Here is a 25,782-nt window from a genome sequence, read left to right as displayed (position 1 = left end):
CCGCCGGCATTTCCGTCGGCTTCGCCGCGATATTGCCCCATGTGTGCGCTCTGTATATCTAGAGCCCATCAGGGGCGGACAAGAAGAGGGCTGTGTTCGATGCAGAAGACGACGCTCAAGATCGCGGTGGTCGCCGTCGTGAGCGCCCTGTCCATCGCCACCGCGTGGGCGGATTGCCAGAGCGACGTCACCGCCGCGCGCGCCGAGCTGGAGGAAAAGGGCAAGGCTTTGAACGAGGCCGGCAAGAAGAAGGCCGACCCGCAGACCCTGTGCCCCCTGTTCCGCGCCTTCTCCACCGCCGAGGCCAAGTGGGTGAAGTTCCTCACCGAGAACAAGGACTGGTGCCAGATTCCCGAGCAGGCCATCAAGCAGGCCGCCGCCAGCCACAAGAAGACCAACGAGGTTCGCGACAAGGTGTGCCAGGTGGCCGCCAATGGCGGCGCCGGCCCCAGCGGCCCGGCCAAGCCCCCGGCCCAGGGCTCCCTGTCCAGTGCGCTCGGCATCACCACCGGCTATTCCGCCACCAAGGCCTCGGACGGCAAGAGCGGCGTGTTTGACACCCTGAGCGGCAACGTTCTGCAGAAATAGGCCTCGCCTTGAGCACACAGCAGGGGGCCGTGGGTCCCACGGTCGCCGATGCGCCGCCGGACAATTGGGTCGATCGCCACGCGCCGGCCCCGGTGCGTCCCTATCTGCATCTGGCGCGGCTTGACCGCCCCATCGGCTCCTGGCTGCTGCTTCTGCCCTGCTGGTGGTCCACCGCGCTCGCCGGCATCGCCGCCGGCTCGCCCTATCCGGACCCCACGCTGCTCATCCTGTTCGCCATCGGCTCGGTGGCCATGCGCGGGGCGGGCTGCACCTGGAACGATATTCTCGATCGCAAGATCGACCGCGCGGTGGCCCGCACCCGCTCGCGCCCGCTCGCCTCCGGTGCCGTGAGCCTGCCCGGCGCCTTCGCGTTCCTTGCGCTCCAATGCCTCATCGGGCTCGCCGTGCTGCTGAGCCTGCCGCGCTTCGCCGTGGTCACCGGCATCGCCTCCCTGGGCGTGGTGGCAGTGTATCCGCTCATGAAGCGCATCACGTCGGTGCCGCAGCTCACCTTGGGCATCGCCTTTTCCTGGGGCGCGCTGATGGGCTGGGCGAGCGTGTTCCGCACCATCTCCGACCCCGCCTTGCTGCTGTTCGCCGGCTCGGTGCTGTGGGTGTTCGCCTACGACACCATTTATGCCCACCAGGACAAGGAAGATGACGCCATCGTCGGCGTGCACTCCACCGCGCTCCTGTTCGGGCGCAGCACCCGCCTTGCGGTGGCGGTGTGCTACACGCTGGTGGTGGCGCTGTTCGCGGGCGCCTTGATGCTGGTGCCGGCGGGCCTGTTCTCCATGCTCGGCCTGATCGGCTTCGGCCTCCATCTGCGCTGGCAGGTGGTGAATCTGGACATCGACGATTCCGCGCGCTGCCTGGCTTTGTTCCGCTCCAATCGCGATGCCGGCCTCATCCTGTTCGCCGGCCTGAGCCTCGACATGGTGGTGCCCGCTTTGCTGCAGGTGCTGCTGCCTTAAGCAGCGCCCAATGAAGATGCAAAATGAAGCAGGGTGCGGCGTAAATTCTTTCTTCGTTGTATACCAATGAATTGCACTGTGTTTCATCCCTTGGAGCGCCCTCTCCCCCTTCGTTTGCGGCACCGGGCAGACGGAAGGCCCATTGCCATCGTGTCCCGGGGCTCCTATGTGGCGGGGCCATGAGCGTCGAGCCAGTCAGCGCCGCCGCCGGCGGGGCCAGCGCCCCTCACCCGGACGACGAAACCCTGGCCCGCCACCTCACCGATGTGGTGGCGGGTGCGGGCGAGCTTGCGCGCACCATGGCGGCCGCCGGCGTGAAGGCCTGGACCAAGGGCAACAATTCCCCGGTGACCGAAGCCGACCTCGCGGTTGATCGCTTCCTGCACCAGCATCTTACGGCCCTCGCCCCCGATTATGGTTGGCTGTCCGAGGAGACCGCCGACGATCCCGCCCGCCTCGCGGCCCGCCGGCTGTGGATCGTGGACCCCATCGACGGCACCCGCGGCTACATGAACGGTGCGCCCGACTGGGCGGTGTCGGTCGCCCTGGTGGAGAATGGCCGGCCCGTGCTGGCCGCCCTGTTCGCCCCCATGCTCGACGAGATGTTCCTGGCCGCGCGGGCCGCGGGCGCGACCCGCAATGGCGCCGCCCTGGCCGCCAGCTCCCGCACCGCGCTCGAAGGCGCGCTGAGCGCCGGTCCGGCCGACGCCCTAGACACCCTGGCCCGCGCCGCCGCCATCACCCGCATGCCGCGCGGCCACTCGCTGGCGCTGCGGCTGGCGCGCGTCGCCACCGGCGAGGTGGACATCGCCCTTTCCCGCGCCGACAGCCACGATTGGGATCTGGCGGCGGCGGACCTGCTGGTGGAAGAAGCCGGCGGCCGCCTGACCACGCTGGACGCCGCCCCCCTGCTCTACAATCGCGCCGTGCCGCGCCACCCCGCTCTGTTGTGCGCCGGCGGCGCGCTGCATCAGGTCGCGCTCGACGCCGCGAACGACCCATCCGCTTTTTCTGCCCAGTCCCGGGCGGCCCAACCCCGACCGTGACCATCCATCCGGACACGCCATGACCAGCTCTTCCAAACAATTGCCCCACCTCGTCTTCGGCGGCGAGCTCACCGCCCTCGACGGGTCCGAGTTCAAGGACCTGTCCAAGCTCGACATCGTCGGCATCTTTCCCGACTATGCCAGCGCCGCGGCCGCCTGGAAGGCGAAGTCCCAGCAGAATGTGGACAATGCCATGATGCGTTATTTCGTGGTGCACCTGCACCGCCTGCTGGACCCGGAAACCGGCACTACCCACGAGGTGTGACCCATCGGGACACCGCGGAAAGCCAGCCAAAACGCCCGCTGACCGAGGCATATCCGCTCCCGCCCTTTGACTGGAGCCCGAGAGCGGCTATGGATGGCGCCGTGCGCGGCCGTCCATGGCCGCGTGCCTCTCACCACAGCGAGCAAAAAAAACAATGTGGCGGCGACTGAGGACCAACCGCGCGTTCCAACTCGCGGCGGGAACGACCTTTGCTTCTTATTTCAAGCTCGTGGCCCACACCACGAGGTTCGTGATCGAACCACCCGACGTTTTCGACAAGATCGATCCCCTGCTGCCGGCCATCCTGACCTTCTGGCACGGCCAGCACTTCCTCACGCCGTTCGCCAAAAAGCCCCACCACCGAGCCAAGGTGCTGATTTCCCGTCATGCCGATGCGGAAATCAACGCCATCGCGGCCGAAAAACTGGGTGTCGGCACGATCCGCGGCTCCGGCGCCACCTCGCGCCGGGACTTCCACCGCAAGGGCGCCGTTTCCGCCACCTATGAGATGCTGGCCACCCTGGAGGCCGGAATCAACGTCGCCATGACCGCCGACGTGCCCAAGATCTCGCGCAAGGTCGGCCTCGGCGTCGTTACTATTGCACGGTACTCGGGACGGCCTATCATCCCGGTCGCAATGGCGACCCGACATCGCATCACCCTGAAAAGCTGGGATCGCGCCAGCCTCAACCTGCCGTTCGGGCAAGGCGCGGCTGTGGTCGGAGAACCGCTCTACGTGCCGCGCGACGCGGACGAAGCCGCCCTGGCCGCCGCCCGCGACGAATTGCAGACGCGGCTCGAAGCCGTCACCAAGCGGGCGGAGGCCCTGGCCCGCGGCCGCGCCAGCTCCACCCCATCGAGGCTCGCATGAAGAAATCGCGCGCGCTGCCGATGGCCCTGCGGCTGTATCGCGGCGCCAGCTCCGCCGCCGCCCTGCTCACGCCCGCATGGCTCGGCTATCGCGTCCGCAAGGGCAAGGAAGATCCCGAGCGCCTCTCCGAGCGCCGCGGCTATGCCAGCGCGGAACGCCCCGAAGGCCCCCTCATCTGGGTACACGGTGCCAGCGTCGGCGAGGTGAGCTGCGTTCTGCCGCTGATCGAGCACCTGCGCGCCCATAATTATGAGGTGCTGCTGACCTCCGGCACCCTCACCTCCAGCAAGGTGGCGGCCCACCGCGCGCCGGAGGGCGTCATCCACCAGTTCTGCCCGCTGGATGCGGCCGCCTTCGTGCGGCGCTTTCTCGATCACTGGCAGCCTGACCTGGTGCTGCTGGCAGAATCTGAGCTGTGGCCCAACCTCCTGTCGGAGCTGAGCCGGCGGGACACGCCGGTGGTGCTGGTGAACGGGCGCCTGTCCAACCGCTCGGCGGAGCGCTGGGCCAAGCTGCCCGGCAGCGCCCGCGCTCTACTCTCGCGGGTGGACCTTTGCCTGGCCCAGACCGAGGAGGATGCCCAGCGTTTCCGCTCCCTCGGCTCCGAGCGGGTGGAAGTGTGCGGCAACCTGAAGTTCGATGTGCCGCCCCCGGCCGCCGACCCCGCGGATTTCAGCGAGTTCAGCGAAACCATCGGCAACCGGCCGCTGCTGCTCGCCGCCTCCACCCATCCGGGTGAGGATCAGGTGGTGATGGCGGCCCATGCGCTGCTGTGTGAGCAGATCCCCGATCTGCTCACCGTCATCGTGCCGCGCCATCCCGAACGCGGCCGCGCCATCGTCGCCCTGGCCGAGGCGGGGGGCTGGGCGGCGGCCCAGCGCAGCCACGACGAACTGCCGGCACCCGATGCCGACTTCTATGTGGCGGACACGGTGGGCGAGCTCGGCCTGTTCTACCGCCTGGCCCCCGTCTCCTTCGTGGGTGGCTCCCTGGTGCCCCATGGCGGCCAGAATCCCATTGAGGCGGTGAAGCTGGGCAGCGTGGTCCTGCACGGCCCCCATGTGGAAAACTTCGCCGAGATCTACAGCCATCTCGACACCCACTACGGCGCCCTGCCGGTAAAGGACGCGGAGACGCTGGCGCGCACCACATTCGCCCTCATGCGAGATCCCGACCTGAGGGCGCAGGCGGTAAGCCAGGGGCTGAAGACCATGGAAGCCCTCGGCGGCGCGCTGGAGCATACGCTGCGCGCCATCGAGCCCTATCTCATCCACATTCGCCTGCAGCATCGATGAGCGCCCGCGCGCCCGGCTTCTGGTGGCGTCCGCCGGGGCTCATGGCCGCGCTGCTGTCCCCCATCGGCGCCCTGGTGGGGGCGATCACGCTCCGCCGCATGGCGCGGCCCGGCGAGAGCGTACCGATTCCGGTGCTCTGCATCGGCAATCCCACGGTGGGCGGTGCCGGCAAGACGCCGACCGCATTGTGGTGCCTCGACCGGCTGACGCAGGGCGGCCACCGCCCGTTCGCTCTGCTGCGCGGCCATGGCGGCTCCGTCTCCGCCCCGGTCCGGGTCGAGCCCGATCTTCACGATGCACAGGCGGTGGGTGATGAGGCACTGCTGCTGGCGGTGGCAGCCCCCACCATCGTGGCCGGCGGAGACCGGGCCGGCGGCGCGCGGCTTGCCGCCTCCCTGGGCGCCAGCCACATCGTGATGGATGACGGCTTCCAGAATGCCAGCCTCGCCAAGGATGCAAGCCTGCTGGTGGTGGATGCGGCCGTGGGCGTGGGCAATGGCGCGGTGCTGCCCGCCGGCCCCCTGCGCGCGCCGCTCGCCCCGCAGATCGCCCGCGCCGATGCGGTTCTTCTGGTGGGCGAGGGCGCTGCCGGCGACGCCGTCGCGCGGATCGCCGAGCGGCTCCGGCGACCGGTCCTGCGCGCCCGCCTCGCGCCCGCGCCGCAGGCGGTGGCCGCGCTCCGGGGCCGGCCGCTCCACGCCTTCGCCGGCATCGGACGGCCGGAGAAATTCTTCGAAACACTCACGGCCCAGGGGCTCGACCTGCGCCGCCGCACGGCGTTCGCCGATCACCACCCCTATGACCGCCAGGAAATCGAGACGCTGCGGGGCGAGGCGCGGGCGGCAAACGCCACCCTGGTGACCACCGCCAAGGACATGGCGCGTCTCGGCACCACACCATTGAAGGACCTCGCGGCGCACATCGCGGTCCTATCCGTCACTCTGGTTCCGGACGACCCCTCCGCCTTCGACGCCCTGTTGCGATTGGCCGAGGAGCGCGCCCGCACACGCCTTGGCGCGGCGCGGGCATAGGCGGGCGGCAGCGATCCGCCAGCAGGCGCCCACCTCCCTGCTTGCGCCTGGAGGGGCAAAGCAGCGCGAACGCGGAGCCCGCGGCGCGGACCACCTGCCCCGAAAAGCCGCAGCACCGTTACGCATGGAGCGCCGATCTTCACCGCCAACCGCAGCGACAGCCCCTCGAAGCGGAAGAGTGAGCGCGCGCCCTGCCGCCCCTGGCGCATAAATGTCGATCCCTCTTCAGAGGCGAGCCTGGAGGGAAAGGCGTCCAGGCAGAGGCATGAGGCCTGCCACGCTCCTCACCCAGGCAGGCGCAAGTCCGCGCGCACGGGGCTCACCTGTCCATCGTGCGCCCACAGCCGGGAGAGCACTGGTGAGCAAGGCGGCGCAGACCGCTTCCCTGGATGGCGATCACTCACAGGGGAAGCGCCCGGAGGCGGGAAGCTCCCGTGCAAAAGACCCGGCTTGCCCTGCTGCTCACGCAGGCAGGCGCAAGTCCGTGCGAATGAGGCTCTGCTGCCTATCTGGTACCTACCGCCGGAAGAGTGGGGGGAAGCGAGGCTACGCAGCTCGCCGACCGCTCCCTGGTTGGCGATCACTCACAAGGGTGGCGCCCCAGCGCGGGCGGCTTTCCCGACAAAGGCTCGCGGCCTGACGCACTCCTGACGCAGACAGGCACAAGTCTGCACGAATGGAGCTCGCCGCCCCATCGCGTCGCCATCGCTGGAAGAGCATGGGTGAGCGAGGCTACGCAGCTCGCGGACTGCTTCCTTCGATGTGGATCGCTCACAGGCGGGCGATCGAGGGCAGGAGGCTTCCGAGCATAGGTCCGCAGCCTGCCACGCTCCTCATGAAGAAAGGCGCAAGTCCGTGCGAATGGGGCTCGCCTAGCCATCGGTGACCACAGCCGGAAGAGCATGGTGAACGTGGGCTGCTCGGCTCGCGGACGGCCTCCCTGGACGGCGATCGCTCACAGGGACAGCGCTCAGAGGCGGAGGCCAAAAGCCACGTGGTCCGCCGCGCTCACCACGAAAACCGGCGCAAGTCCGCACCCATGCGGCCTGCCCTCCGGCTCACCACCGCCAGAAAAGCACTGCTGAGCGGCGCGGTTCCACGGCGTGGTCATTTCAGTCGCGGATGGCACGCCGAAGTCCGTGGCGAGCGGGCACAGTGCGCCGCGCCCTTTGACTGAGGCGCAGGGCCCCCTGCCCTTGCGGAGACCCGAGCAGCCGGCTCAGGGGCGATTCCCTGACGATCAGGCACGTGAAGGGGCTGAAGGGAGGCAGGACGCGCTTACGCTCAGCGCGATGCCAACGGTGTGGACCCGATGCCTGCTGGCTCCCCCCACGCGGAACAGCCGCGCTCAGGGGACGGGGCGGCCGCGCTCCTGCATGCGGGTCTGCACGGCCTCGGGGCTGGCATAGGCCTCCTGCAGGTCCACGCTCCAATAGCGCAGGTCGTCGAGGGGGATGGACTGGCCGGTCACCGCGCAGCGCACGAAGCTGCCGGGACGGACAATGCGGAATTCCCCGTCGAGATAGCGCAGCTCCGCCTCGCCGTGGGGCTCGGGGAAGCGTTCAAATCGGTTCATCACTTTACGAAACGTCCTCAAGAGAGGCCTTAAGCATAATGCCTCCATGAGGCGCGCGAAAGAGGCGCGGCCCGTTCCCGTTGAGCGCGTGTCCGTCATCGGGTCCTCAATCGAACAGGGTTGGCCCCGGATCCGGCTTCTTGCGGCGGACGGGCGCACGGCGCGGCGACAGTACGGGATCAGCCGCCCCCACATCGGCGACGGGCGACACGCCAGCGTGCGCGGACGCGCCTGATGTCTGCGCCCCCACCCGGCCGTCAGCGAACTCGATCTCAATGACAGCGCCGGGCCCGAGGCCGCCGGCACGGCGCACGGCGCGGCCCTCCGCATCACGCACCAGGGCGAAGCCGCGCTCCAGGACACCGTGGTAGGACAAAGCGGAGAGAAGCTGCGCCAGGCCATCCAGCCGGCGGCCATCATCCCGCAGCCGGCCCGCCATGGCACGGCTGGCGCGCAGGCCGAAGGCGGCCACCCATTCGGCGCGGCGGGCGTTCAGCTCCCTTTGGGCGCGCAAATGGGCGCCGCGCGCCAGGGCGAAGCTCTGGCCGCTGCTCCGCAGCCGCTCCTGCGCCTGCCGCAGCGTCATTTCCACCGCCCGCGACAGGCGGCCGGAGAGCCCGTCCACCCGCTCGCCCACCCGCTCGAAGCGCGCGCGCAGGGTGAGCGGCGACAGCCGCGCGCCGGCCTGGAGCAGGCGCAGGCGATGGGCCGCCGCATTGGCCTTCAGGGCCAGCGGAAGCCGGTCCCCCACCGCATCGAGCCGCTGGCGGGGAATGGCGAACAGGTCCTCCGCGGTCGGCAAGAGCCGCGTGAGGCCGCGCAGGTCGGCCCGGCGGCGCTCCAGCATGCGCAACGGCGCACTCGCGAGCCGGGCGCCAAGCCCCTCCACCGCCGCCACGAGGTCGGACCGCACGGGCACCACCATTTCGGCGGCGGCCGTGGGGGTGGGCGCACGCACGTCGGAGGCGAAATCGATCAGGGTCACGTCAGTCTCGTGGCCCACGGCGGAAACGAGGGGAATGAAACTGTCCGCCGCGGCCCGCACCACCGCTTCCTCGGAAAAGCCCAGCAGGTCTTCCAGCGAGCCGCCGCCGCGCGCCACCACGATCACGTCGGGGCGTGGGATGGGCCCGCCTTCGGGCAGCGCATTGAAGCCGCGAATCGCGGCCGCCACCTCCGCCCCGCAGGTTTCGCCCTGCACCCGCACCGGCCACACCACTACCCGGCGGGGAAAGCGATCCGCCAGCCGGTGCAGAATGTCGCGGATGACGGCGCCGGTAGGAGAGGTCACGACGCCGATGACCTGCGGCAGGTAGGGCAGCTCCTGCTTGCGGGCGGGATCAAACAGGCCTTCGGCGGCCAGCCGGCGCTTGCGCTCCTCCAGCATGGCCATGATGGCGCCGGCGCCGGCGAATTCGAGCGACTCGATGATGATCTGGTAGCCGGACTTGCCGGGATAGGTGGTGAGACGGCCGATGGCCACCACCTCCAGCCCCTCTTCCGGCCGCAGCTTGAGGCGCTGGAAGGTGCCCTTCCAGATCACCGCATCAAGGCGGGCGCCCGCATCCTTGAGGCTGAAATAGGCGTGGCCCGAGGAATGGGGGCCGCGATAGCCGGAAATTTCGCCGCGCACGCGCACATGCCCGTAGGCATCCTCCACCGTGCGCCGGAGCGCGGCGGAGAGCTCGGACACGCTCCATTCAGGCGCATTGCCGCGCGATTCGGGAAGATCGGCCATCGAATCAATCCAACCGGAAATGGGTGCGGAGCATAGCCCGCGGCACCCCTATGCGGCGAGCGCAGAGCGAAGGGTCTTGTATGCGCGCGTCCGAGCCGATAGCCAATGACCCCTGCCAAGGAAGAATCCCAAGGACGATCACAGGCGCGGGGGTGGAGAGCCGATGAACATTCTGCTGCTCGGTTCAGGAGGCCGCGAGCATGCGCTCGCCTGGAAGCTGGCGCAGAGCCGCGACATCGGCCAGTTCTATGCCATGCCCGGCAATCCCGGCATCGCCGAACATGCCGAGCTGATCGAGGGCATTCCCCTTTCCGCCCACGACACGCTGGTGAACTGGTGCAAGGACCACGGCATCGAGTTCGTGGTGGTGGGCCCCGAGGCGCCGCTGGTGGCGGGCCTGGTGGACCGGCTGCAGGCGGCCGGCATTCCCGCCTTCGGCCCCACCGCTGCGGCCGCGCGGCTTGAAGGCTCCAAGCTTTTCACCAAGGAATTGTGCAAAGCCAATTCCATTCCCACCGCCGCCTTCGCCCGCTTCGACAATGCCGCCGCGGCGGCGGCCTATGTGAAGGCCCAGGGCGCGCCCATCGTCATCAAGGCCGACGGGCTGATGGCCGGCAAGGGCGTGGTGGTGGCCCTCACCGTGGATGACGCGGTGGACGCGGTGGAGCAGGTGTTCGCCAGCGGCGGCACCGAGGTGCTCATCGAGGAATTCATGGAGGGCGAGGAGGCCAGCCTGTTCGCTCTGGTGGACGGCGAGACCGTTGTGCCCTTCGGCAGCGCCCAGGACCACAAGCGCGCCTTCGACGGCGACCTTGGCCCCAATACCGGCGGCATGGGCGCCTATTCGCCGGCTCCGGTGCTGACGCCCGAGCTGGAGCGCCGCGCCATGGAAGAGATCATCCGCCCCACGGCCCGCGCCATGGTGGCGGCCGGCACGCCCTATCGCGGCGTGCTCTATGCCGGCCTCATGCTGACCAAGGACGGCCCGAAGCTGGTGGAATACAATTGCCGCTTCGGTGATCCCGAATGCCAGGTGCTGATGCCGCGCCTGGCCAGCGACCTCCTGGAGCTGCTCTACGCCACCGCCACCGGCAGCCTCGCCGGCGTGACCCCCCAATGGCACGACGCGAGCGCCATGACCGTGGTCTATGCGAGCCGGGGCTATCCTGGGCCGCACCAGACCGGCAGCATCATTTCCGGCCTCGACAAAGCGGGCACTGACGACGTCCTGGTGTTCCAGGCCGGCACCCGGCGCAAGGGCGCCGATCTCGTCTCCAACGGCGGGCGGGTTCTGAACGTCACCGCCACCGGCCCCACCTTGGCGGAGGCACGCGAGCGGGCCTATGCCGCCATCGCCCGCATCGACTGGCCGGACGGCTTCTACCGTTCCGACATCGGCTGGCGCGCGCTGCGCCCGGTGCCGTAAGGTGTCGCGATGACCGCACCCTCGAGCCCGCCTGAAAAGGCCCCGCTGCCCACGCTGGACGACTTCCCCCTGAAGTCGTTCGACACCATCCGCTTCGGCGACACGGACAAGCAGGGCCATGTGAACAACGCAGTGTTCTCCAGCTATCTGGAGAGCGGGCGCTCGCAGATGCTGCTCGGCCCCGGCCACAGCGCGGCGCCGGAAGGCTTCGCCTTCGTTATCGTGCGCCTGGTGCTGGACTATCGCGCCGAGATCATCTGGCCGGGCACGGTGGATATCGGCACCCGCGTGTCCAATCTCGGCCGCAGCTCGGTGGGCATCGTCCAGGGGCTGTTCCAGGACGGCAAGTGCGTCGCCACCGCCGACACGGTGCTTGTGCTGTTCGACCCGCAGACCCGCCGCGCCGCCGAGCTGCCGCCGGAAAGCCGCGCGTTCCTGTCGCAATATATGTGAGGGGCATAGCGGGGCGCAGGTCTCTTTGCCCCGCCACGATTGTGCTCTACTGATGCGCGTCGCTCCCTCGCGGGGGAAAATAGCCGGAACGGTGCCGTGCGCCTCTTGCCTCTCGCCTTTACCCTTCTCGTCGCCATCGCGCTCGGGCTGGGGGTGACCTTGTTCATGGTCACCCATTCGCGCGGGCTCGACGTGGTGCAGGCGGGGCCCTGGCAGGGCTGGCCCCGCTCGGGCACGGTGAAGGCCGATCCGTATTCGCGCGCCGCCGTCGCCCGTTCCGGCGAGCTGCCGCTGGAGCTGGCGGACGGACTGCTGTTCCTCGCCACCACCGACGACAAGGGCCGGCCCATCGACGGGCGATGCGAAACGCGCATCACCGGCACCCTGCCCCAGGCCCGGCTGTGGACGCTGGCGGTGATGGACGAGGAAGGCCGTTTCATTCCCAACGACGCCGAGCGCTACGGCCTCACCAGCTCCGAGGCGCTCTATCGGGCCGACGGCGCCCTGGACATCCGCCTTTCGCCGCGCGCCCGGCCCGGCAACTGGCTGCCCACCGGCGCGCGCGGGCGGCTGCAGGTGGCGCTTCGCCTTTATGACGCGCCTTTCTCTTTCGCCTCGGGCGCGGGAGATGCCACCACGGTGCTGCCCCATATCGTGCAGGAGGCCTGCCCGTGAGCCTGTTCGATACCTTCACCGTGCGGGTGCCCCGGCCGGGCAAGGACGGCAAGGGGAGCAATGGGCGCGGCTGGTTCCGCCGCCAGCTGGCGCGGGTGAACTGGCTGTGGCCCGCCGGCCTGCTGCTGCCGGCGGCGGTGGCGCTGGTGCTGGCCGGCATCGCCCATATCGTATCCATCCTCGCCATGCCGGCGCTGGCGGAGCACAACGCCTTCGCGCGCCTCGCCGCGCTCACCGACAGCAATGAGATGAAGCTGTTGCCGGACCCCACCCCCTTGTCGGCGGTGCTGCCCATGCAGGACCCGGCCTTCATTTCGGCCGTGTGCCTTTATGATCTCAATGACAAGCCGCTGAAGGTGAGGGTGCCGGCCACGGCCGACTACACGTCCGTTTCGTTTTACACGGACCAGGCTCTGCCCTTCTACGCCCTCTCGGACCAGGCCGCCGGCAAGGTGATCGAGCTCGATCTCATGAATGCCGACCAGAAGGCCGCGCTGCCGGAAGACGAGGAAATCACCGCCGCCGACCGGCTGGTGATCGAATCCCCCTCGGAAGAAGGCATCGTGCTGGTGCGCGCCCATGTGCGTGATCGCAGCATGCGCGAGCTGGTGCGTCGCCAGCTGGAAGCGGCCACCTGCACGCCGGCCAACTGACGCGGCGCCCCGCAGGTTGCCGGGCCGTTCAACCCGCCTCTACTCAACCGCGCCAGGACTCTCTCAACCGCCCAAGGGCTCGCTTGACGACCCGGGGGCTCAGTGACGCCGCCCGGCCGGCTCCAGGCCCCGTGGGGCACGGCCCGCATCCAGGCGCACCGGCGCGCCAGGCCCCGCTTCCACATGCACGGGGTCAGCGGCAACCGGATCCGCGTGACGCTCGATTCGCACCACCGGAAGAATGACGATTTTCGGTCCCGGCAGCTCCGCCCGCCGGTCTATGGGCGCTGACCGCGCCCGCGCTTCCCGCCTCGAGGGAAACGCAATGACAGTGCTCATGCCCTGGTCCTCCAGTGCGACAGCCATGACCACAACGTCGATCGCGCTCTTATGGTTTCACGAAGCTTAACGCCCCGTTAATGCTCTCCTTGGGTGAACAGGCGGCGCACTGGATCATTCGCCGAAAGGCGTAAAGGCAAACCTTCGGGGCAAGCGCGCGGAGGCGACGCTGCGTCAAGGCTCCACGACGTTGAGGAAATGCCGCCCCTGCCGGTCCTCGATCTCCACCAGATAGAGATCGGGGTCGAAGCGGATCTCCTTGGCCATGCGCGCATCGGCCTCCGCCTCCGGGCGGCCCGGGGGCACCAGCAGGCAGAACTTGCGGTCGCCGTCATCATCCTCGCCGAACGCGCTCTGCGGGGCCGGCCCATAGAGGGCGGCGGTGCCGTCCAGCGGCGTCACCTTGACGAAGACGGCGCCCGCCTCCTCCGAGCCGCGCCGGGCGACGACACCGAAGGCGCCTTCCACCTGGGCAAGGCGCAGCAGGGCCGAGACGAAAATTCCACTCTTGAGGCGCATGGCTGAATCGTTCGCCGCTCAGTTGATCGCGATGCCGGAAATGAGGCTCAGCTCGCGCACCAGCGCGTCCGTGGGCTCGCCATCCACCGGCATGCGGCGATCCCGCTCGAAGCGGCGGATGGTCTCGCGCGTTTCCACGTTCAGGACGCCTGTCGCCTTGAGCGGGCCATAGCCCAGCTTGTCGAGCGCCCGCTGCACCGAGGCCACGCGCGGCGAGGCGGGCACGTTTGCCGGCGGGCGAATGGGCGCGCCCGCGCCCGAGGCACCGGCCCCGCTTGAGGATGTCGACACCGTCATGGGCCCGGTGGCGGAGAGCGGCCCCACCTTCAGCGGCGGCCGCAGGCTGGACACCGGCCGTGGCGCGGCGATGGCGCCAGCTGCCGCCTCCTCCGCGCTCACCGGCTTGAGCTGCGTGGTCATGCCGGTGACCGAGGTCTTGGACGCCAGATAGCCCAGCGTGCCATTGGTCTCCCCGCCGGCGGCGGTGGAACCGTGGCCATTGGGATTCACCGGCGGCAGGGGAATGGAGACCGGGCCGGAAGTGCCACGCGGCGCCTTGCCCTTCTCGCTCCCGGCCAGGGCCGCCGGGGCCCCCGGCATGGCCGCCAGGACGTGGGGCGGCGGCACCTGCATCAACAGCGCATTCGCCGCGACGGCACCGCCCGCCGCCACCACCACGGCGGCCACGAGGACGTCCAGCACCTTCAGCCGGCGCCCCCCGCGGGGCGGCGGCGGCGCGAACGGATCTCCGGGCCCGCCGATGGAGGGTGCCTCGGAAAGCGCGGCGGCGGTGTCGAGCGTCATGCCATTCTCCTCACCCGGGGTTCGGCGCCGCGACGGGCCGGAAAGGCGGCCACCACGTCACCCTCGCGGGCTGAATTCCGAACCGTCGCCTCATCCGACGCGGCGCGCGCGGGCGCCAGCGGCAGGGTCACGGTCACAGTCGTTCCACGCCCGGGCACACTGTCCACGCGGAAGGTGCCGTCATGCAGCTTCACCAGCCCCTTCACCACGGCGAGGCCAAGGCCGCTGCCACGGGCGCGCTGGGCCACCTCCCCGGTCTGGAAGAAGGGCTCGCCCAGGCGCGCCACGTCCTCCGGCCGGATGCCGGGACCGGTGTCGCGCACGCGAAGGGCCAGCCGGTCGCCCCGGCGGCGCGCCGTCAGCTGCACGCGGCCGCCCTCGGGCGTGAACTTGACTGCATTGGACAGAAGATTGAGCACGATCTGGCGCAGGGCCCGCCGGTCGGCGCAGACCGGCGGCAGCGCGCTGGTCACCAGCGTGCGCACCCGCACGCTCTTGCGCGTGGCCTCCAGCCCCACCATCTCGCCGCAGCCGGCCACCAGCTCGACCATGTCGATACTCTCCGGCTCCAGCGCGTAGGCCCCGGCCTCGACGCGGGAGAGGTCGAGAATATCGTTGACGAGCCCCAGCAGGTGCTGGCCGCTCTCATGGATGATGCGGGCGTATTCCGCCTTGCGCGCATCATCCATCGGCGCGCCCGTATCGGTCGCCAGCAGCTCGGAAAAGCCCAGTATGGCGTTGAGCGGCGTGCGCAGCTCATGGCTCATGGCGGCCAGGAAACGGCTCTTGGCGGCATTGGCCTGCTCCGCGTCGGCGCGGGCGCGGGCCTCCTCATCCACCTCCTGGCGCGACACGCGGGCCTCGCGCCAAACCAGGCGAGCCCGGCCTTCCGGCGCCGGCAGGCAGCGGATCTCCAGAGGCAGGAACGATGTGCCATCGGCCTCGGAGGCACAGCTCAGGCGGACGTCGCACGCCACGGGCCTGCGCCCCTCGGCCGCCTCGCGCACCGCGGACATGAAAGCGGGGCGATCCGCCACCAGGACACGGCCGAACAGGCCCGGCCCCTGGAGCCCCTCGCGCGGGGCGCGGGCCAGAGCGCCATCCTGCAATTCCACGCGGACCACATCGCCCTGGGCATCGTGAATGGTCACCAGCACGGCGCCGGAGCGCAGCTCCGCATCCGAGACACCAGTGGCGGCGCGGGCGACCCCCGCCGACATGGCCGCCAGCGTGCCGCACAACAAGCCGGCCGCCAGCAGCGACAGCGCATCGGCGGGCTCTCCGGCGAACAGGCCGACGGCCTGGGCCACGAGCACCACACCGGCGCTCACCAGCGCCAGCACCCCGAGCACGCCCAGCACCATGGCCATCACACGGCCGAGCACCGCCAGGCGCGGCAGGCCTTCAGCCTCGGCCTGCGACGTCGCGCGGGCCTGATCGCCGAGCCTGTCCAAACCGCGTGGCCGCACCATCTTCCTCTCAACCGCCGACATCTCAACCGCCGACATGGGAATGACCGACATGTGGACCCACAGGGGGATGAATCGGTCCCCGTTGTGATCCGGAATGGGAGCACTCTGCCACGCCAGCCTTTAAGCGAACGCTAAGCCGGGACCGACACCAGCATTAACGATGTCTTGAAAAGACCCTGTGCGCGCACGCCGCCAGCGCTCACGGGGCGGCCCGGCGATGGTATGTTCGCGAGGCGTGCGGCGTCAGGCCTGGAAAGGGAGCATGAGGATCTCATCCGCCCCGCGGCACGCCGGCAAGACCTTTGCCGTCCCGGCCCGCGGTGCCCTCACAAGGGGCGCGGGCGACGGCTCGATCTGACGAGGGCGCCATGTTCTTCCTGCTGCGTATGGCCTTCTGGATCGCCCTGGTGCTCCTGCTGCTGCCGCTCGGCCTCAAGGGAACCACCGGGCAGGATGTGAGCGTGTTCGACGCCTTCGGCGCGGTGCAGGCCGTGGTGGCGGACGCACGCGGCTTCTGCGATCGCCAGCCCGAGGCCTGCGCCGTGGGCGGGCAGATGGCGAGCCACCTGGTGGAGAAGGCCCAGGCCGGCGCGCAGTGGCTATCGGAAACCCTCGGCTCCCATGATCCCCACGCGCCCGGCACGCCCCCGGCGGCAACGCCCGCCACCGGTGCCGCCGACAGCCAGGGGCTGACCCCGCAGGACCTCGCCCCCGCCTGGGGCAACGGAGACAAGGTGCAGCCCGCCAGTGCTCCCCAGGGTGCTCCCGCCCCCGCCAAGCGGCCGAGCTGAGCACGACCGGCGGGGTGGGTTTCCCCGTCTCTCGCCCTCAGGGACACGGGCGCGCCTCTCGCGCTCGCGCTTTTTGACGCGAACCGGTCTCCCCCGCGCCGGAACACGCACCAGGGTGCGCCGAGGTTCCTTTTGCCCCGCCGCGGCTCTCGCGATATGCTGGATGATGCATTGCACGCACGCCGCCTCAGCGGCGCCCATTGCTAGACCATCCATAGGCCCGGCGCATTGGACGAAGGGACCGGTTTCATGACCACGAAGGACGACCTGATCTCCGATTTCGAATTCCTGGACAATTGGGAAGACCGCTACCGCCACGTCATCGAGCTCGGCAAGGCGCTGCCGCCCTTCCCGGAATCGGAGCGCAACGAAGCCAACAAGGTGCAGGGCTGCGCCAGCCAGGTGTGGCTCATCAGCGAGCTGAAGACGACGCCCAAGGGCACCATTCTGGAGTTCCAGGGCGATTCCGACGCGCATATCGTGAAGGGGCTGGTGGCGGTTCTGCTCACCCTCGTTTCCGGCCATAGCCCCCAGGAGATCCTGGAAACGGACGTTCTCGCCATTTTCCGGCAGATCGGGCTTGAGGGGCATCTCACGCCCCAGCGCTCCAACGGCCTGCGCTCCATGGTGGAACGCATCCGCAACCACGCCCGCGCCGCTCTCGCCACGGCCTGACGCCAAGCGCTCGCCGGCCTCGTGAGAGGCGGGCCGGCCCTTCGTGGGCGCGCATGGGCACGGGCGGTCAGGGCAGCCCCTGTGTCCGCCTTCGGTCCTGCACACGATCCGTCCGAGGTTTTTCGCGCACGGCCGCTCCCGGCCGCGCGGAGAGAATGCGCGAACTCAAGACGCCCGGGCATGTCCCGAATTGCTGAGACGGGAGTTGCCCCAAAACCCCTGCGAGCGCCGGGTACGCAAGTTCGCTTCAGGACGGCGCCTTAGCGCAATGATCCAGCGTCCTCCCTTAATCGCGCGAGGGGGAGACGCTCGAGAGCGTCTGCGAGCGAAGGGGGAACCGGTTCGCGTGAAGGGCACGGGTCGAAACAAGAGCCCGGGCGGTTCGGCGTTTCCTTAGAAACTGAGATCGCCCAACCATACGCCCACCGTCGTTCACGCCCCCGTTCCACCGGCAGCAATGACCGGCGGCGCATCACGGTCGTGGAAGTCGGCCCCGCCCAGCCCTAGGGGCTGCGGGCTCCTCATCGGTTCCGCCCGGCCCGCTCGCGCACCGCCCCTCAATGATGCTATCCAGGGCCACCGAAGCGCCCGGCGGGCGCCGGACGACCGCGACCGGCCACCCATTGGCCGTCGCCTTCGACGCATCATTCGAGAGGATGGCCCGTGCCCAGCCCCTTCGCCAAGCTGCTGCGCGCCAAAGGCATCCGCTCAGAAAACGGTCGTGCCAGCGCCGGGGCCAGCGCCCGCATGTCGCCTTCGCGGCCCGAGACACGCGACGTGAAGCCCACCCCGGTGAAGCGACTGCGGACGCACGCGCCGAAGGCGTTTCATGGCAATCCGCCGGAGCATCGCGGGGACACCTTGAAACAGGGGGGCCCCTTCAGCTCCCACCCCAGCCATTCACCCAGGCGAGGCGCCCCCTGCGGCGCGCCTTCCGGTGCCCGCCCCATCGGCCCAACGGCAATGACGGCCGCAGCGCGCCCGCTTTCCGATGCCGTCGGGGGTGGGGTCATGCGTGGGCCGGGCGCGCCATGACGCCGGGAACCGGAGAGGCGCGCGGGAAGGTGAGGCAGCAGTGGGCCATGGGCCTGGCCGCGCTGGTTCTCGCCGTGAGCCCCGTGGCCGTGCTGGCGTTGCGCCCGCCGGGGCACAGCCCCGAGCCGGCCCTTGCTCCGGGAATCATCGCGGGAAATGTGCCGGCGAAGGATTCCTCGCCCCTTGAAGCGCCCGCCGAAGCCCCCCCCGCCCCGGCTGACACGACGCTTTCGGCGGAGGCGCAGCCTCTCGCGGAGGCCGGCAGGAGCGGTCCCTGCGCCCTGGACGCGGTGCCCGCCGCCGAGCGCAACCGCTGCCTCTACGATACCATCCGCACCAGCGAGCTGGCCCTGGAAGCCGAGTTGGCCAATGCGCTGCGGGTGATCGACGCGCGCAGTGATCTGGCCCCGGTGCAGCGCAACCGCTGGAAAAGCCTGCTGGACGAGGCTCAGTCGCGGTTCCTGCTCTATCGCAACTTCGACTGCCAGAGCGTCGCCCCCTTCGAGGGCAAAAGGGGCATCGGCAATTTCGAAGAGCGCGCCTTGTGCCTCATCACCGCCAATACGCGGCGCGCCGAGGCCCTGGCCGCCCGCTACGTGCTGCCGCCCACTGAGGTGGAACGAGCCGTGCGCGACGGGCCCGCGCCGCAAGCGGGCACCTGGACCCACGCGACGCCGCAGATCCTCGATTGAAAGAGGTCCTCGATTGAAACAGTGCCCCGGAGTGCCATCGCGGGCACTCCGGGCCCCGATGTCACTCAGGCCGCCAGGTCCTGCTTTTCCGCCACGGTGGAATCAGCGTTCAGGCGGTAAATGATGGGGGAGCCGGTGGCGAGCTCGCGCTTCAGGATGCTTTCCGGCGTGTGCTTCTCCAGCACCATGATGAGCGCACGTAGGGAGTTGCCGTGGGCGGTCACCAGAGTGCGGTTCCCGCGCAGCACGCTCGGCAGGATCTCCTGCACGTAATAGGGCAGCACGCGGGCCACCGTGTCGCGCAGGCTCTCACCGCCGGGCGGGGGGACATCATAGGAGCGGCGCCAGGCATGCACCTGCTCCTCGCCCCACTTCTCGCGGGCGTCGTCCTTGTTGAGGCCCGAGAGGTCGCCATAGTCCCGCTCGTTCAGGGCCAGGTTCTTCACCGGCTCCAGGGCGCCCTGGCCCATCTCGTTCAGGATGAGCGAGCAGGTGGTCTGGGCGCGGCTGAGGGCGGAGGTGAAGGCAGCGTCGAACACCAGGCCCTGCGCCTTGAGGCTGGCGCCGGCGCGCTTGGCTTCCATCACGCCCTGCTCGGTCAGCGCCGGATCGCGCCAGCCGGTGAACAGGTTCTTGAGGTTCCACTCGCTCTGTCCGTGACGGACGAGCACGAGGATACGGTCGGACATCAACAGCTCCGAAAACGCGGGTTCAGAAATCGGACAGGCCGAGCACGTCGGCCATGGAATAGAGCGCCGGCGCGCGCCCCTTCACCCAGCGTGCCGCCACCAGCGCGCCATGGGCGAAAATCATGCGGTCCTCGGCCTTGTGCACCAGCTCGATGCGCTCGGCCGGGCCGGCGAAGATGACGGCATGCTCGCCCACCACGGAGCCGCCGCGCAGGCTGGCAAAGCCGATGGTGCCCGGCTTGCGCGCGCCGGTCTGGCCGTCACGCCCGCGCTCGGACCATTCATCCAGGTCGCGCCCGCGCCCCTCGGCCGCCGCCTCGCCTAGCAGCAGAGCGGTGCCGGAAGGCGCATCCACCTTCTTGTTGTGGTGCATTTCCAGGATTTCGATATCGAACGTCTCATCCAGCGTGGCCGCCACGCGCCGGGTCAGCGCGGCCAGCAGGTTGACGCCGAGGCTCATATTGCCGGACTTCACCACCGCCGTGGCCTTCGCCGCCGCGGTGAGCGCCACCGTGTCCTGGGCGGAAAAGCCGGTGGTGCCGATCACCATCGCCACCCCGCGTTCCGCCGCCACGCCCGCGAGGCGCACCGAGCCGGCGGGCGAGGAGAAATCGATCACCACATCCGCGCCATCGAGCACCTGCGGGAGGTCCGTCTCATCGCTGCGAACGGGAATGCCATTGGCCGGCAGCCCCGCCACCACGCCGGAATCTGCGCCGAGATAGGCGCTGCCGGCGTGCTCCAGCGCACCGGCCAACACCAAACCCTTCTGCTCGGAAATGGCCTTGACGAGGGTGCGGCCCATGCGGCCGCCGGCTCCGGCGATGACGATGCGCAGGTCGGACACGCGCGTGCTCCTCAAGAGAATGGGGGGACGGGCTCAGGCAGCGGGCTGCCGGCCCGCATAGCCGGAAATGATGATGAGGTCGCCTTCCGCCGCGCGCTTGCGGCGGGAGAAGGCCTGCTGGTAGGCGAAGGAGTGGTAGCAGGCCTTCGCGCTGGCGAGATCGGGAAAGGCGATCACGATGTACTGCGAGCGGCCCTTGCCCTCCACCACCACGCTGCGCCCGCTGCGCACCAGGAACCAGCCGCCGAACTCCGCCAACGCCTTCACATTGGCCGCGCGATACTGGTCATAGGCCGCCGGGTCGGTGACATCCATGCGCACCATCCAATAGCCGCGGGGGAACTCGTGCGTGCTTTCGGCCGGGGCCTGGGCGCTCGGCTGCTCGCCATCATAGCCTTCCACCACGGCGAGGTCGGTGATGGCGCAGTCACCCCGCAGCGCCGCCACCTTCCGGTATTCGGGCGAGTTGCAGGCCGCCACGGCCTCGTCATAGGAGGGCCACTCCACCAGCACGTTGCGGTGGCGCTTGATGCCCTCCATGTGCTCGAAATCGCCGCCGGCGATCAGGAACTTGGCCTTGCGCTCGGCCAGGAAGGCCACGTTGGCGTTGGCATAGGTGATGAAATCGACGGGATCGACCACGTCGACATTGATGAACCAATATCCCTTGGCCATGCTTACCCCCTCTCCCACATCAGTCGCCGGCGAGCTCGGACAGGATCTGCCGCGCGGCCTCGCGCGGGTCCGGCGCGGCGATCACGGGACGCCCCACCACGATCATGTCGGCTCCGGCGGCCACGGCTTCGGCCGGGCTCGCAATTCGCTTCTGGTCTCCCACGGCGGCGCCGCGTGGGCGCACGCCAGGCGTGACCACCAGCCCGTCCGGCCCGAGCACGGTGCGCACCATGGCCGCATCCGTGGGGGCGCAGATGACGCCGGCGACACCGGCGGCGCGCGCATCCCCGGCGCGGCGGCGCACGGTTTCGGTGACGCCCGCGGCATAGCCGGCGGCGGCAAGGTCCGCATCGTCATAGGAGGTGAGGACGGTGACGCCCAGCACCTTCAGCGGCGAGCCGGCGGCGCCGCGCGCGGCGGCGGCGAGGGTCTGGGGATAGGCATGAACGGTGAGCAGGCTCACACCCCGGGCGGCGGCGGCGGCCGTGGCGCGCTCCACCGTATTGCCGATGTCGTGCAGCTTCAGGTCCAGGAACACCCGCTTGCCGGAGCCGATGAGGTCGGCGGCGAGGTCCAGCCCGCCGGCAATGGTGAGCTCCAGCCCGATCTTGTAGAAGGAGACGTCGTCGCCGAGCTGCCACACGAGCGCTTCAGCCGCGCTCACACTGGGGAAGTCCAGGGCGACGATGAGACGTTCGCGCGCCGCGTCGATGCGCTGCTGGTGGTCTCCGCCCGAAAGCGCTGCGCTCATGGCCCCTCCTCAATGGCTCCGGCGGGGCTGCGCGGGTGGACGGCTCCACCCGATCTCACCGCCGGATCGAGGAGGCGTAGCCGCCGCGACGATGGGTGGCAAGGTGCGCCGCCGGAATTCTCGACAGCAAGCGGCTCAGGGCCCCGAGGGGCTCAGGGCCGGTGATAGACCCACACGCGGGCCGGCGGGATGTTCATCCACACCCGCGGCGACACCTTGCCCTCGATCTTGCCAGGCAGGAGCGGCACCGGGGACACGACCGCATAGGTGAACTGCACGAACGGCGCGCCGGGCACGGTGAGGTCGAACGCCTCATTCACCATCCGGTGGCGCTCGGCCTGGGGCATGGTGAACAGCGGCAGCGACGAAATGGTGCCCACGGCCTTGCCCGGCAGCGCATTGCCCAGGGTCTTGCGCATGGCATAGGCATCGCCGTGAATGACGGTGACACCCGGATAGCGGCGGCGCAGCAGGGCGCAGAATTCCGGATTGTACTCGATGAGGAACAGCCGCTCGGGCGCGAAGCCCCGCGCCAGCAGCGCCTTGGTGACCGGGCCGGTGCCCGGGCCAAGCTCGATGACCGGGCCGTCTTTGCTCGGATCGAGATAGCTCGCCATCATCTTGGCGAGGCCGGGGCTGGAGGGGGAGACCGCACCGGTTTTCAGCGGGTTCCGGAACCACGACTGCAGGAAGCGCACCTCGTCGTTGAGGCCCCCCTTCGGGGAAGAATTGCGCGGCTCTCGGGAATGAAACATCAGCGGCACCTCTGGCGCCCAATCAAGGAGTGTCAGGCGATTAGACGGGATCGGGGCGATGGTCAAGATTCAGGGGCCGCCCGCAGCACCCCATGCAACAGGTTGTCGAGCATTCCCGCCAGCAGTTCCTCCTCCGGCGCGGAGAGGAACGCGGAGCAGGTGATCTTGAGGCTGGCAAGGCCATGGAGCAGCACCCACAGGCCGGTCGCCAGGCTCTCCGGCTGCGCCCCGGCGCGCAGGCGTCCGGCGGCGGCGAGCTCCGCAAATACGCCCGCCAGCAGGGCAAAGGCGGCCGCCCCCGTCTCATCTTTGCCGCCAAGGGCGCTGGCGGCAAAGCCCGGCTCCATGAAGATCAGGCGATAGGTTTCCGGCTCCTCACGGGCGAACTGCACATAGGCCCGGCTCAGCGCGCGAAGGCGGGCCAGCGGGCCCGCTTCGCACCCCGCCTCGGACAGGCGGGCATGAAGGGAGCGCATACCTGCCTCGCCCAGTTCGCGGGCAATGGCCTCCCGGCATTCGAAGTGCAGGTACAGGGCCGCCGGTGAATAACCCGCCTGCTGGGCGATCCGCCGCATGGTGAGCGCCGCGAATCCCTCATCGAGAACGATGCGCCGGGCCGCCTGCAGGATGCGCTCGCGGGCATCCTCCTTCCGGCGGGCACGGGGGCTGGGGTTCTGATTTTCGTCCATGGGCGCAGCAAACCTGTTGACGTGAACGGCGTTTAGTTTATGAACAGTGTTCAGGAGCGGTTCTATGACCGACGCGTCCTCCATGCAAGCACACGCGCCTGCCCGCATCGGCCTCGTCGGCGGCACCGGCCCCATTGGCGCCAGCATCGGCGCGGCGTTTGCAGCCACCGGCACGCCCTTCGCCGTGATCGGCCGCAGCCTCCCCTCCATCACCGACCATTTCCGTGGCGTGCCGGGAGTGGAAGCGCGGCAGTGGGACCCCGACGACCCGGCGCGCATCCGCGCCGCCGTGCGCGGGCTCGAAACGCTGGTCTATATGGTGGGTGTTCCCTATGACGCGTTCCGCCTGCATCCGGAGCTCATGCGCCGCACCCTGGAGGCCGCCGAGGCGGAAGGCGTGCGCCGGCTGCTTCTCATCGGCACCGCCTACCCCTTCGGGCGGCCGCGCGCGGCCCGGGTGGATGAGAGCCATCCGCGCGAACCGCACACATTCAAGGGGCGCATGCGCAAGGAACAGGAAGACCTGGTGCTGGAGGCCGGCGCGCAAGGCCGCATCGCCACCGCCATCCTCCGCCTGCCCGACTTCTACGGGCCGCAGGTGGAGCGCAGCTATCTGGCCGACATCTTCGCCGCGGCGGCCGCCGGGCGCCGGGCCAAGGTCATCGGCCCCATCGACACGCCCCATGAATTCGTCTTCGTGCCCGATGTGGGGGAGGTGGTGCGCCGGCTGCTGATGCGCGAGGGCGCCTTCGGCCGCGCCTTCAATCTGGGCGGCGCCGGCACCATCACCGTGCGGCAGGTGGCGGAACAGGCCTTCATGCTGGTGCGCAGCAATCCCAGGCTGTTCGTCGCCAACAGGCTCATGCTGCGCCTGGCGGGCCTGTTCGACCCGCTGATGCGCGAACTGGTGGAGATGCATTATCTGATGACCGACCCGGTCATCTTCGACGATACCGCCCTCACCCAGCTCCTCGGGCCGCTGACGAAGACCTCCTATGCGGAGGGCATCGCCCGCTCCATGGATGCCGCCCGGCGGGCCCTGCGCCCGGCCTGAGCGGCGCCGTCAGGCGCCGTCGCTGGGTGCGCCGCTGGCGCCCTGGCCGGTGGCGCCCTGGAAGAACTCCTTCACCTTGGAGAAGAAGCCCGTGGACTCGGGATGGGTCTCGCCAGAGCATTCCTTGTCGAACTCGGTGAGCAGCTCCCGCTGGCGCTTGGTGAGCTTCTGCGGGGTTTCCACCACCACCTGCACATACATGTCGCCGAAATTGCGGGTGCGCAGGACCGGCATGCCCTCGCCCGTCAGGCGGAAGCGCTTCTGCGACTGGGTGCCCTCGGGAATCTTCACCTTGGTCTTCTCACCGCCAATGGTGGGCACCTCCACCTGCCCGCCGAGGGCGGCGGTGACCATGGAGATGGGCACCCGGCAATACAGGTCCGCCCCCTCGCGCTGGAAGAAGGGATGGGGCTCCAGCGACAGGAAGATATAGAGGTCGCCCGCCGGCCCGCCGCGCACGCCGGCCTCGCCCTCGCCGCCCAGGCGGATGCGGGTGCCGTCTTCCACGCCCGCGGGAATCTGCACCGAAAGGGTACGTTCGCGCGTCACCCGGCCGGCGCCGCCGCAGGAGCCGCACGGATCCTCGATGATGGAGCCGCGGCCCTGGCAGCTCGGGCAGGTGCGCTCCAGGGTGAAGAAGCCCTGGGCATGGCGGATCTTGCCGGCGCCGCCGCAGGTGCGGCAGGTCTTCGGGCTGGTGCCCGCCTTGGCGCCGCTGCCGTTGCAGGCCTCGCAGGTGACGGAGGTGGGGATCTTGATCTGCGCGGTCTTGCCGGAGAACGCTTCTTCCAGCGTGATCTCCATATTGTAGCGCAGGTCGGCGCCGCGCCCGCGCGACTGGCCACCACGGCTGCCGCCACCGCCGCCGCGCCCCATGGCGCCGCCGAACAGGTCGTCGAAGATATCCGCGAAGGACGAGGCGAAATCGGAGCCGAAGCCGGGGCCCCCGCCGCCCCCATTCTCGAACGCGGCATGGCCGAAGCGGTCGTAGGCGGCGCGCTTCTGCGGATCCTTCAGGATCTCGTAGGCTTCGTTGACTTCCTTGAAGCGGATTTCCGCGTCCGCGTCATTCTGGTTGCGGTCCGGGTGCCACTTCATGGCCAGCTTGCGGTAGGAGGCCTTCAGCACCGTCTCGTCGGCGCCGCGGTCGCAGCCGAGGATCTCGTAAAAATCGCGCTTGGCCATGCTCACTCTTCACCCGCCGCAACCGGCCCTGGTCCGTTTTCACCCCGTTCCGCCGGCGCCGAAGCGACCCGGAGAGGAACCTTGGGCGAAGCCTCCGGCTGAATGCGCCGGATGTGCGGGGCGCTCGCAGCCGGGCGCCGGGAACAGGCGGTCACGCTATCTGTCGCCGCATCCCGGCATCCCCTGGGGGCCGGTTCCATGCAGCGGTTGAAACAACAC

Annotated in this window: 27 protein-coding genes; 15 read left to right on the top strand and 12 right to left on the bottom strand. The window is 69.6% G+C overall.

All coding sequences use genetic code 11. The annotated features are described in order from the left end of the window. Positions 1-99: 99 nt before the first annotated feature. The 7 genes from V5F26_RS06310 to lpxK all read left to right on the top strand — a co-directional run bounded on the left by V5F26_RS06310 (position 100) and on the right by lpxK (position 6,070). Entirely contained in the window at positions 100-588 is a 489-nt protein-coding gene (locus V5F26_RS06310) for a hypothetical protein (RefSeq protein WP_394058701.1), read from the top strand. A 29-nt stretch (positions 589-617) separates the two neighbouring features. Further along, on the top strand, positions 618-1,562 hold the full coding sequence (gene ubiA / locus V5F26_RS06305; protein ID WP_394058703.1) for a 4-hydroxybenzoate octaprenyltransferase: 945 nt from the start codon (positions 618-620) through the stop codon (positions 1,560-1,562). A gap of 179 nt (positions 1,563-1,741) precedes the next feature. Further along, complete coding sequence (locus V5F26_RS06300; protein ID WP_234053860.1) at positions 1,742-2,608, top strand: 3'(2'),5'-bisphosphate nucleotidase CysQ; 867 nt, start codon at positions 1,742-1,744, stop codon at positions 2,606-2,608. A 19-nt stretch (positions 2,609-2,627) separates the two neighbouring features. Then, positions 2,628-2,873 carry a DUF4170 domain-containing protein gene (locus V5F26_RS06295; RefSeq protein WP_234053863.1) on the top strand — a complete coding sequence of 82 codons (246 nt, stop codon included), beginning with the start codon at positions 2,628-2,630 and terminating at the stop codon, positions 2,871-2,873. A gap of 154 nt (positions 2,874-3,027) precedes the next feature. Continuing rightward, positions 3,028-3,744 (top strand): lysophospholipid acyltransferase family protein, encoded by a 717-nt coding sequence (locus tag V5F26_RS06290; RefSeq protein WP_234053864.1) that lies wholly within the window; start codon positions 3,028-3,030, stop codon positions 3,742-3,744. Next, the gene (locus V5F26_RS06285) at positions 3,741-5,039 is read left to right on the top strand and encodes a 3-deoxy-D-manno-octulosonic acid transferase (RefSeq protein WP_394946952.1); all 1,299 of its coding nucleotides are present in this window, start codon (positions 3,741-3,743) and stop codon (positions 5,037-5,039) included. The genes V5F26_RS06290 and V5F26_RS06285 overlap by 4 nt, the downstream gene beginning before the upstream one ends. Continuing rightward, positions 5,036-6,070 (top strand): tetraacyldisaccharide 4'-kinase, encoded by a 1,035-nt coding sequence (lpxK, locus tag V5F26_RS06280; RefSeq protein ID WP_394946951.1) that lies wholly within the window; start codon positions 5,036-5,038, stop codon positions 6,068-6,070. Before V5F26_RS06285 ends, lpxK begins: the two co-directional genes overlap by 4 nt. A gap of 1,348 nt (positions 6,071-7,418) precedes the next feature. Here lpxK and V5F26_RS06275 read toward each other — a convergent pair. Both V5F26_RS06275 and xseA read right to left on the bottom strand, forming a co-directional pair. After that, a complete protein-coding gene (locus tag V5F26_RS06275; protein ID WP_234053867.1) occupies positions 7,419-7,646 on the bottom strand; it encodes a DUF2093 domain-containing protein in 228 nt (75 codons plus the stop codon). A gap of 106 nt (positions 7,647-7,752) precedes the next feature. Beyond that, a complete protein-coding gene (gene xseA, locus V5F26_RS06270) occupies positions 7,753-9,384 on the bottom strand; it encodes an exodeoxyribonuclease VII large subunit (protein WP_394946950.1) in 1,632 nt (543 codons plus the stop codon). Between the two features lie 163 nt (positions 9,385-9,547). Between xseA and purD the strand changes: the two genes are divergently transcribed. The 4 genes from purD (at position 9,548) to V5F26_RS06250 (ending at position 12,591) form a co-directional block, all read left to right on the top strand. Then, positions 9,548-10,810 (top strand): phosphoribosylamine--glycine ligase, encoded by a 1,263-nt coding sequence (gene purD / locus V5F26_RS06265; RefSeq protein ID WP_394058711.1) that lies wholly within the window; start codon positions 9,548-9,550, stop codon positions 10,808-10,810. Between the two features lie 9 nt (positions 10,811-10,819). Then, positions 10,820-11,263, top strand: a complete 444-nt coding sequence (locus V5F26_RS06260) for an acyl-CoA thioesterase (protein WP_234053870.1) — start codon at positions 10,820-10,822, stop codon at positions 11,261-11,263. A 96-nt stretch (positions 11,264-11,359) separates the two neighbouring features. Continuing rightward, complete coding sequence (locus tag V5F26_RS06255) at positions 11,360-11,938, top strand: DUF1214 domain-containing protein (RefSeq protein WP_234053871.1); 579 nt, start codon at positions 11,360-11,362, stop codon at positions 11,936-11,938. Then, the gene (locus V5F26_RS06250) at positions 11,935-12,591 is read left to right on the top strand and encodes a DUF1254 domain-containing protein (protein ID WP_394058714.1); all 657 of its coding nucleotides are present in this window, start codon (positions 11,935-11,937) and stop codon (positions 12,589-12,591) included. The genes V5F26_RS06255 and V5F26_RS06250 overlap by 4 nt, the downstream gene beginning before the upstream one ends. Before the next feature lie 513 nt (positions 12,592-13,104). Here the strand turns inward: V5F26_RS06250 and V5F26_RS06245 are convergent. From V5F26_RS06245 to V5F26_RS06235, 3 genes are read right to left on the bottom strand one after another with little or no spacing between them, the layout of a single operon-like run. Further along, on the bottom strand, positions 13,105-13,449 hold the full coding sequence (locus tag V5F26_RS06245; RefSeq protein ID WP_234053873.1) for a DUF1491 family protein: 345 nt from the start codon (positions 13,447-13,449) through the stop codon (positions 13,105-13,107). An 18-nt stretch (positions 13,450-13,467) separates the two neighbouring features. Next, positions 13,468-14,253, bottom strand: coding sequence for a peptidoglycan-binding domain-containing protein (locus tag V5F26_RS06240; RefSeq protein WP_394946949.1), 786 nt, complete (start codon positions 14,251-14,253; stop codon positions 13,468-13,470). Further along, entirely contained in the window at positions 14,250-15,776 is a 1,527-nt protein-coding gene (locus V5F26_RS06235) for a sensor histidine kinase (protein ID WP_394946948.1), read from the bottom strand. Before V5F26_RS06235 ends, V5F26_RS06240 begins: the two co-directional genes overlap by 4 nt. Positions 15,777-16,093: 317 nt before the next feature. Between V5F26_RS06235 and V5F26_RS06230 the strand changes: the two genes are divergently transcribed. The 3 genes from V5F26_RS06230 (at position 16,094) to V5F26_RS06220 (ending at position 18,918) form a co-directional block, all read left to right on the top strand. Next, positions 16,094-16,516: a DUF5330 domain-containing protein gene (locus V5F26_RS06230; RefSeq protein WP_394058720.1), complete on the top strand. Its 423-nt coding sequence runs from the start codon at positions 16,094-16,096 to the stop codon at positions 16,514-16,516. A gap of 249 nt (positions 16,517-16,765) precedes the next feature. Further along, the gene (locus tag V5F26_RS06225) at positions 16,766-17,191 is read left to right on the top strand and encodes a SufE family protein (protein WP_394946947.1); all 426 of its coding nucleotides are present in this window, start codon (positions 16,766-16,768) and stop codon (positions 17,189-17,191) included. A gap of 1,064 nt (positions 17,192-18,255) precedes the next feature. Continuing rightward, positions 18,256-18,918 (top strand): lysozyme inhibitor LprI family protein, encoded by a 663-nt coding sequence (locus tag V5F26_RS06220; protein WP_394946946.1) that lies wholly within the window; start codon positions 18,256-18,258, stop codon positions 18,916-18,918. A gap of 65 nt (positions 18,919-18,983) precedes the next feature. Here the strand turns inward: V5F26_RS06220 and V5F26_RS06215 are convergent, their stop codons facing one another. From V5F26_RS06215 to V5F26_RS06190, 6 genes are all read right to left on the bottom strand, one after another. Further along, positions 18,984-19,607 carry a 2,3-bisphosphoglycerate-dependent phosphoglycerate mutase gene (locus tag V5F26_RS06215; RefSeq protein WP_234053879.1) on the bottom strand — a complete coding sequence of 208 codons (624 nt, stop codon included), beginning with the start codon at positions 19,605-19,607 and terminating at the stop codon, positions 18,984-18,986. A gap of 22 nt (positions 19,608-19,629) precedes the next feature. Beyond that, complete coding sequence (dapB, locus tag V5F26_RS06210) at positions 19,630-20,454, bottom strand: 4-hydroxy-tetrahydrodipicolinate reductase (protein ID WP_234053880.1); 825 nt, start codon at positions 20,452-20,454, stop codon at positions 19,630-19,632. A gap of 33 nt (positions 20,455-20,487) precedes the next feature. Next, positions 20,488-21,129 (bottom strand): DUF1330 domain-containing protein, encoded by a 642-nt coding sequence (locus tag V5F26_RS06205; RefSeq protein ID WP_394058724.1) that lies wholly within the window; start codon positions 21,127-21,129, stop codon positions 20,488-20,490. A gap of 19 nt (positions 21,130-21,148) precedes the next feature. Further along, positions 21,149-21,880 (bottom strand): orotidine-5'-phosphate decarboxylase, encoded by a 732-nt coding sequence (gene pyrF / locus V5F26_RS06200; RefSeq protein WP_394058726.1) that lies wholly within the window; start codon positions 21,878-21,880, stop codon positions 21,149-21,151. A gap of 152 nt (positions 21,881-22,032) precedes the next feature. Beyond that, entirely contained in the window at positions 22,033-22,635 is a 603-nt protein-coding gene (locus V5F26_RS06195; RefSeq protein ID WP_234053883.1) for a class I SAM-dependent methyltransferase, read from the bottom strand. A 62-nt stretch (positions 22,636-22,697) separates the two neighbouring features. Beyond that, positions 22,698-23,324 (bottom strand): TetR/AcrR family transcriptional regulator, encoded by a 627-nt coding sequence (locus V5F26_RS06190; RefSeq protein WP_394946945.1) that lies wholly within the window; start codon positions 23,322-23,324, stop codon positions 22,698-22,700. A 64-nt stretch (positions 23,325-23,388) separates the two neighbouring features. Between V5F26_RS06190 and V5F26_RS06185 the strand changes: the two genes are divergently transcribed. After that, positions 23,389-24,378 (top strand): NAD-dependent epimerase/dehydratase family protein, encoded by a 990-nt coding sequence (locus V5F26_RS06185; protein ID WP_394946944.1) that lies wholly within the window; start codon positions 23,389-23,391, stop codon positions 24,376-24,378. A gap of 9 nt (positions 24,379-24,387) precedes the next feature. On the opposite strand, the gene dnaJ is transcribed toward V5F26_RS06185, so the two are convergent. Beyond that, positions 24,388-25,563, bottom strand: coding sequence for a molecular chaperone DnaJ (gene dnaJ / locus V5F26_RS06180; RefSeq protein WP_234053886.1), 1,176 nt, complete (start codon positions 25,561-25,563; stop codon positions 24,388-24,390). Between the last annotated feature and the right edge of the window lie 219 nt (positions 25,564-25,782).

Origin of the sequence: Xanthobacter variabilis (genome assembly GCF_043831965.2) — a bacterium.
Taxonomy (GTDB): Bacteria; Pseudomonadota; Alphaproteobacteria; order Rhizobiales; family Xanthobacteraceae; genus Xanthobacter.
This window is presented reverse-complemented; position numbering and strand designations above follow the sequence as displayed.

Coding starts and splice junctions, on each gene's coding strand:
- V5F26_RS06235 (WP_394946948.1), bottom strand. CDS start 15,776: ATGTCGGTCATTCCCATGTCGGCGGTTGAGATGTCGGCGGTTGAGAGG.
- lpxK (WP_394946951.1), top strand. CDS start 5,036: ATGAGCGCCCGCGCGCCCGGCTTCTGGTGGCGTCCGCCGGGGCTCATG.
- V5F26_RS06230 (WP_394058720.1), top strand. CDS start 16,094: ATGTTCTTCCTGCTGCGTATGGCCTTCTGGATCGCCCTGGTGCTCCTG.
- V5F26_RS06310 (WP_394058701.1), top strand. CDS start 100: ATGCAGAAGACGACGCTCAAGATCGCGGTGGTCGCCGTCGTGAGCGCC.
- pyrF (WP_394058726.1), bottom strand. CDS start 21,880: ATGAGCGCAGCGCTTTCGGGCGGAGACCACCAGCAGCGCATCGACGCG.
- V5F26_RS06195 (WP_234053883.1), bottom strand. CDS start 22,635: ATGTTTCATTCCCGAGAGCCGCGCAATTCTTCCCCGAAGGGGGGCCTC.
- V5F26_RS06290 (WP_234053864.1), top strand. CDS start 3,028: ATGTGGCGGCGACTGAGGACCAACCGCGCGTTCCAACTCGCGGCGGGA.
- V5F26_RS06185 (WP_394946944.1), top strand. CDS start 23,389: ATGACCGACGCGTCCTCCATGCAAGCACACGCGCCTGCCCGCATCGGC.
- purD (WP_394058711.1), top strand. CDS start 9,548: ATGAACATTCTGCTGCTCGGTTCAGGAGGCCGCGAGCATGCGCTCGCC.
- dnaJ (WP_234053886.1), bottom strand. CDS start 25,563: ATGGCCAAGCGCGATTTTTACGAGATCCTCGGCTGCGACCGCGGCGCC.
- V5F26_RS06225 (WP_394946947.1), top strand. CDS start 16,766: ATGACCACGAAGGACGACCTGATCTCCGATTTCGAATTCCTGGACAAT.
- V5F26_RS06275 (WP_234053867.1), bottom strand. CDS start 7,646: ATGAACCGATTTGAACGCTTCCCCGAGCCCCACGGCGAGGCGGAGCTG.
- V5F26_RS06215 (WP_234053879.1), bottom strand. CDS start 19,607: ATGTCCGACCGTATCCTCGTGCTCGTCCGTCACGGACAGAGCGAGTGG.
- V5F26_RS06240 (WP_394946949.1), bottom strand. CDS start 14,253: ATGACGCTCGACACCGCCGCCGCGCTTTCCGAGGCACCCTCCATCGGC.
- xseA (WP_394946950.1), bottom strand. CDS start 9,384: ATGGCCGATCTTCCCGAATCGCGCGGCAATGCGCCTGAATGGAGCGTG.
- V5F26_RS06300 (WP_234053860.1), top strand. CDS start 1,742: ATGAGCGTCGAGCCAGTCAGCGCCGCCGCCGGCGGGGCCAGCGCCCCT.
- V5F26_RS06205 (WP_394058724.1), bottom strand. CDS start 21,129: ATGGCCAAGGGATATTGGTTCATCAATGTCGACGTGGTCGATCCCGTC.
- V5F26_RS06190 (WP_394946945.1), bottom strand. CDS start 23,324: ATGGACGAAAATCAGAACCCCAGCCCCCGTGCCCGCCGGAAGGAGGAT.
- V5F26_RS06285 (WP_394946952.1), top strand. CDS start 3,741: ATGAAGAAATCGCGCGCGCTGCCGATGGCCCTGCGGCTGTATCGCGGC.
- V5F26_RS06260 (WP_234053870.1), top strand. CDS start 10,820: ATGACCGCACCCTCGAGCCCGCCTGAAAAGGCCCCGCTGCCCACGCTG.
- V5F26_RS06295 (WP_234053863.1), top strand. CDS start 2,628: ATGACCAGCTCTTCCAAACAATTGCCCCACCTCGTCTTCGGCGGCGAG.
- V5F26_RS06245 (WP_234053873.1), bottom strand. CDS start 13,449: ATGCGCCTCAAGAGTGGAATTTTCGTCTCGGCCCTGCTGCGCCTTGCC.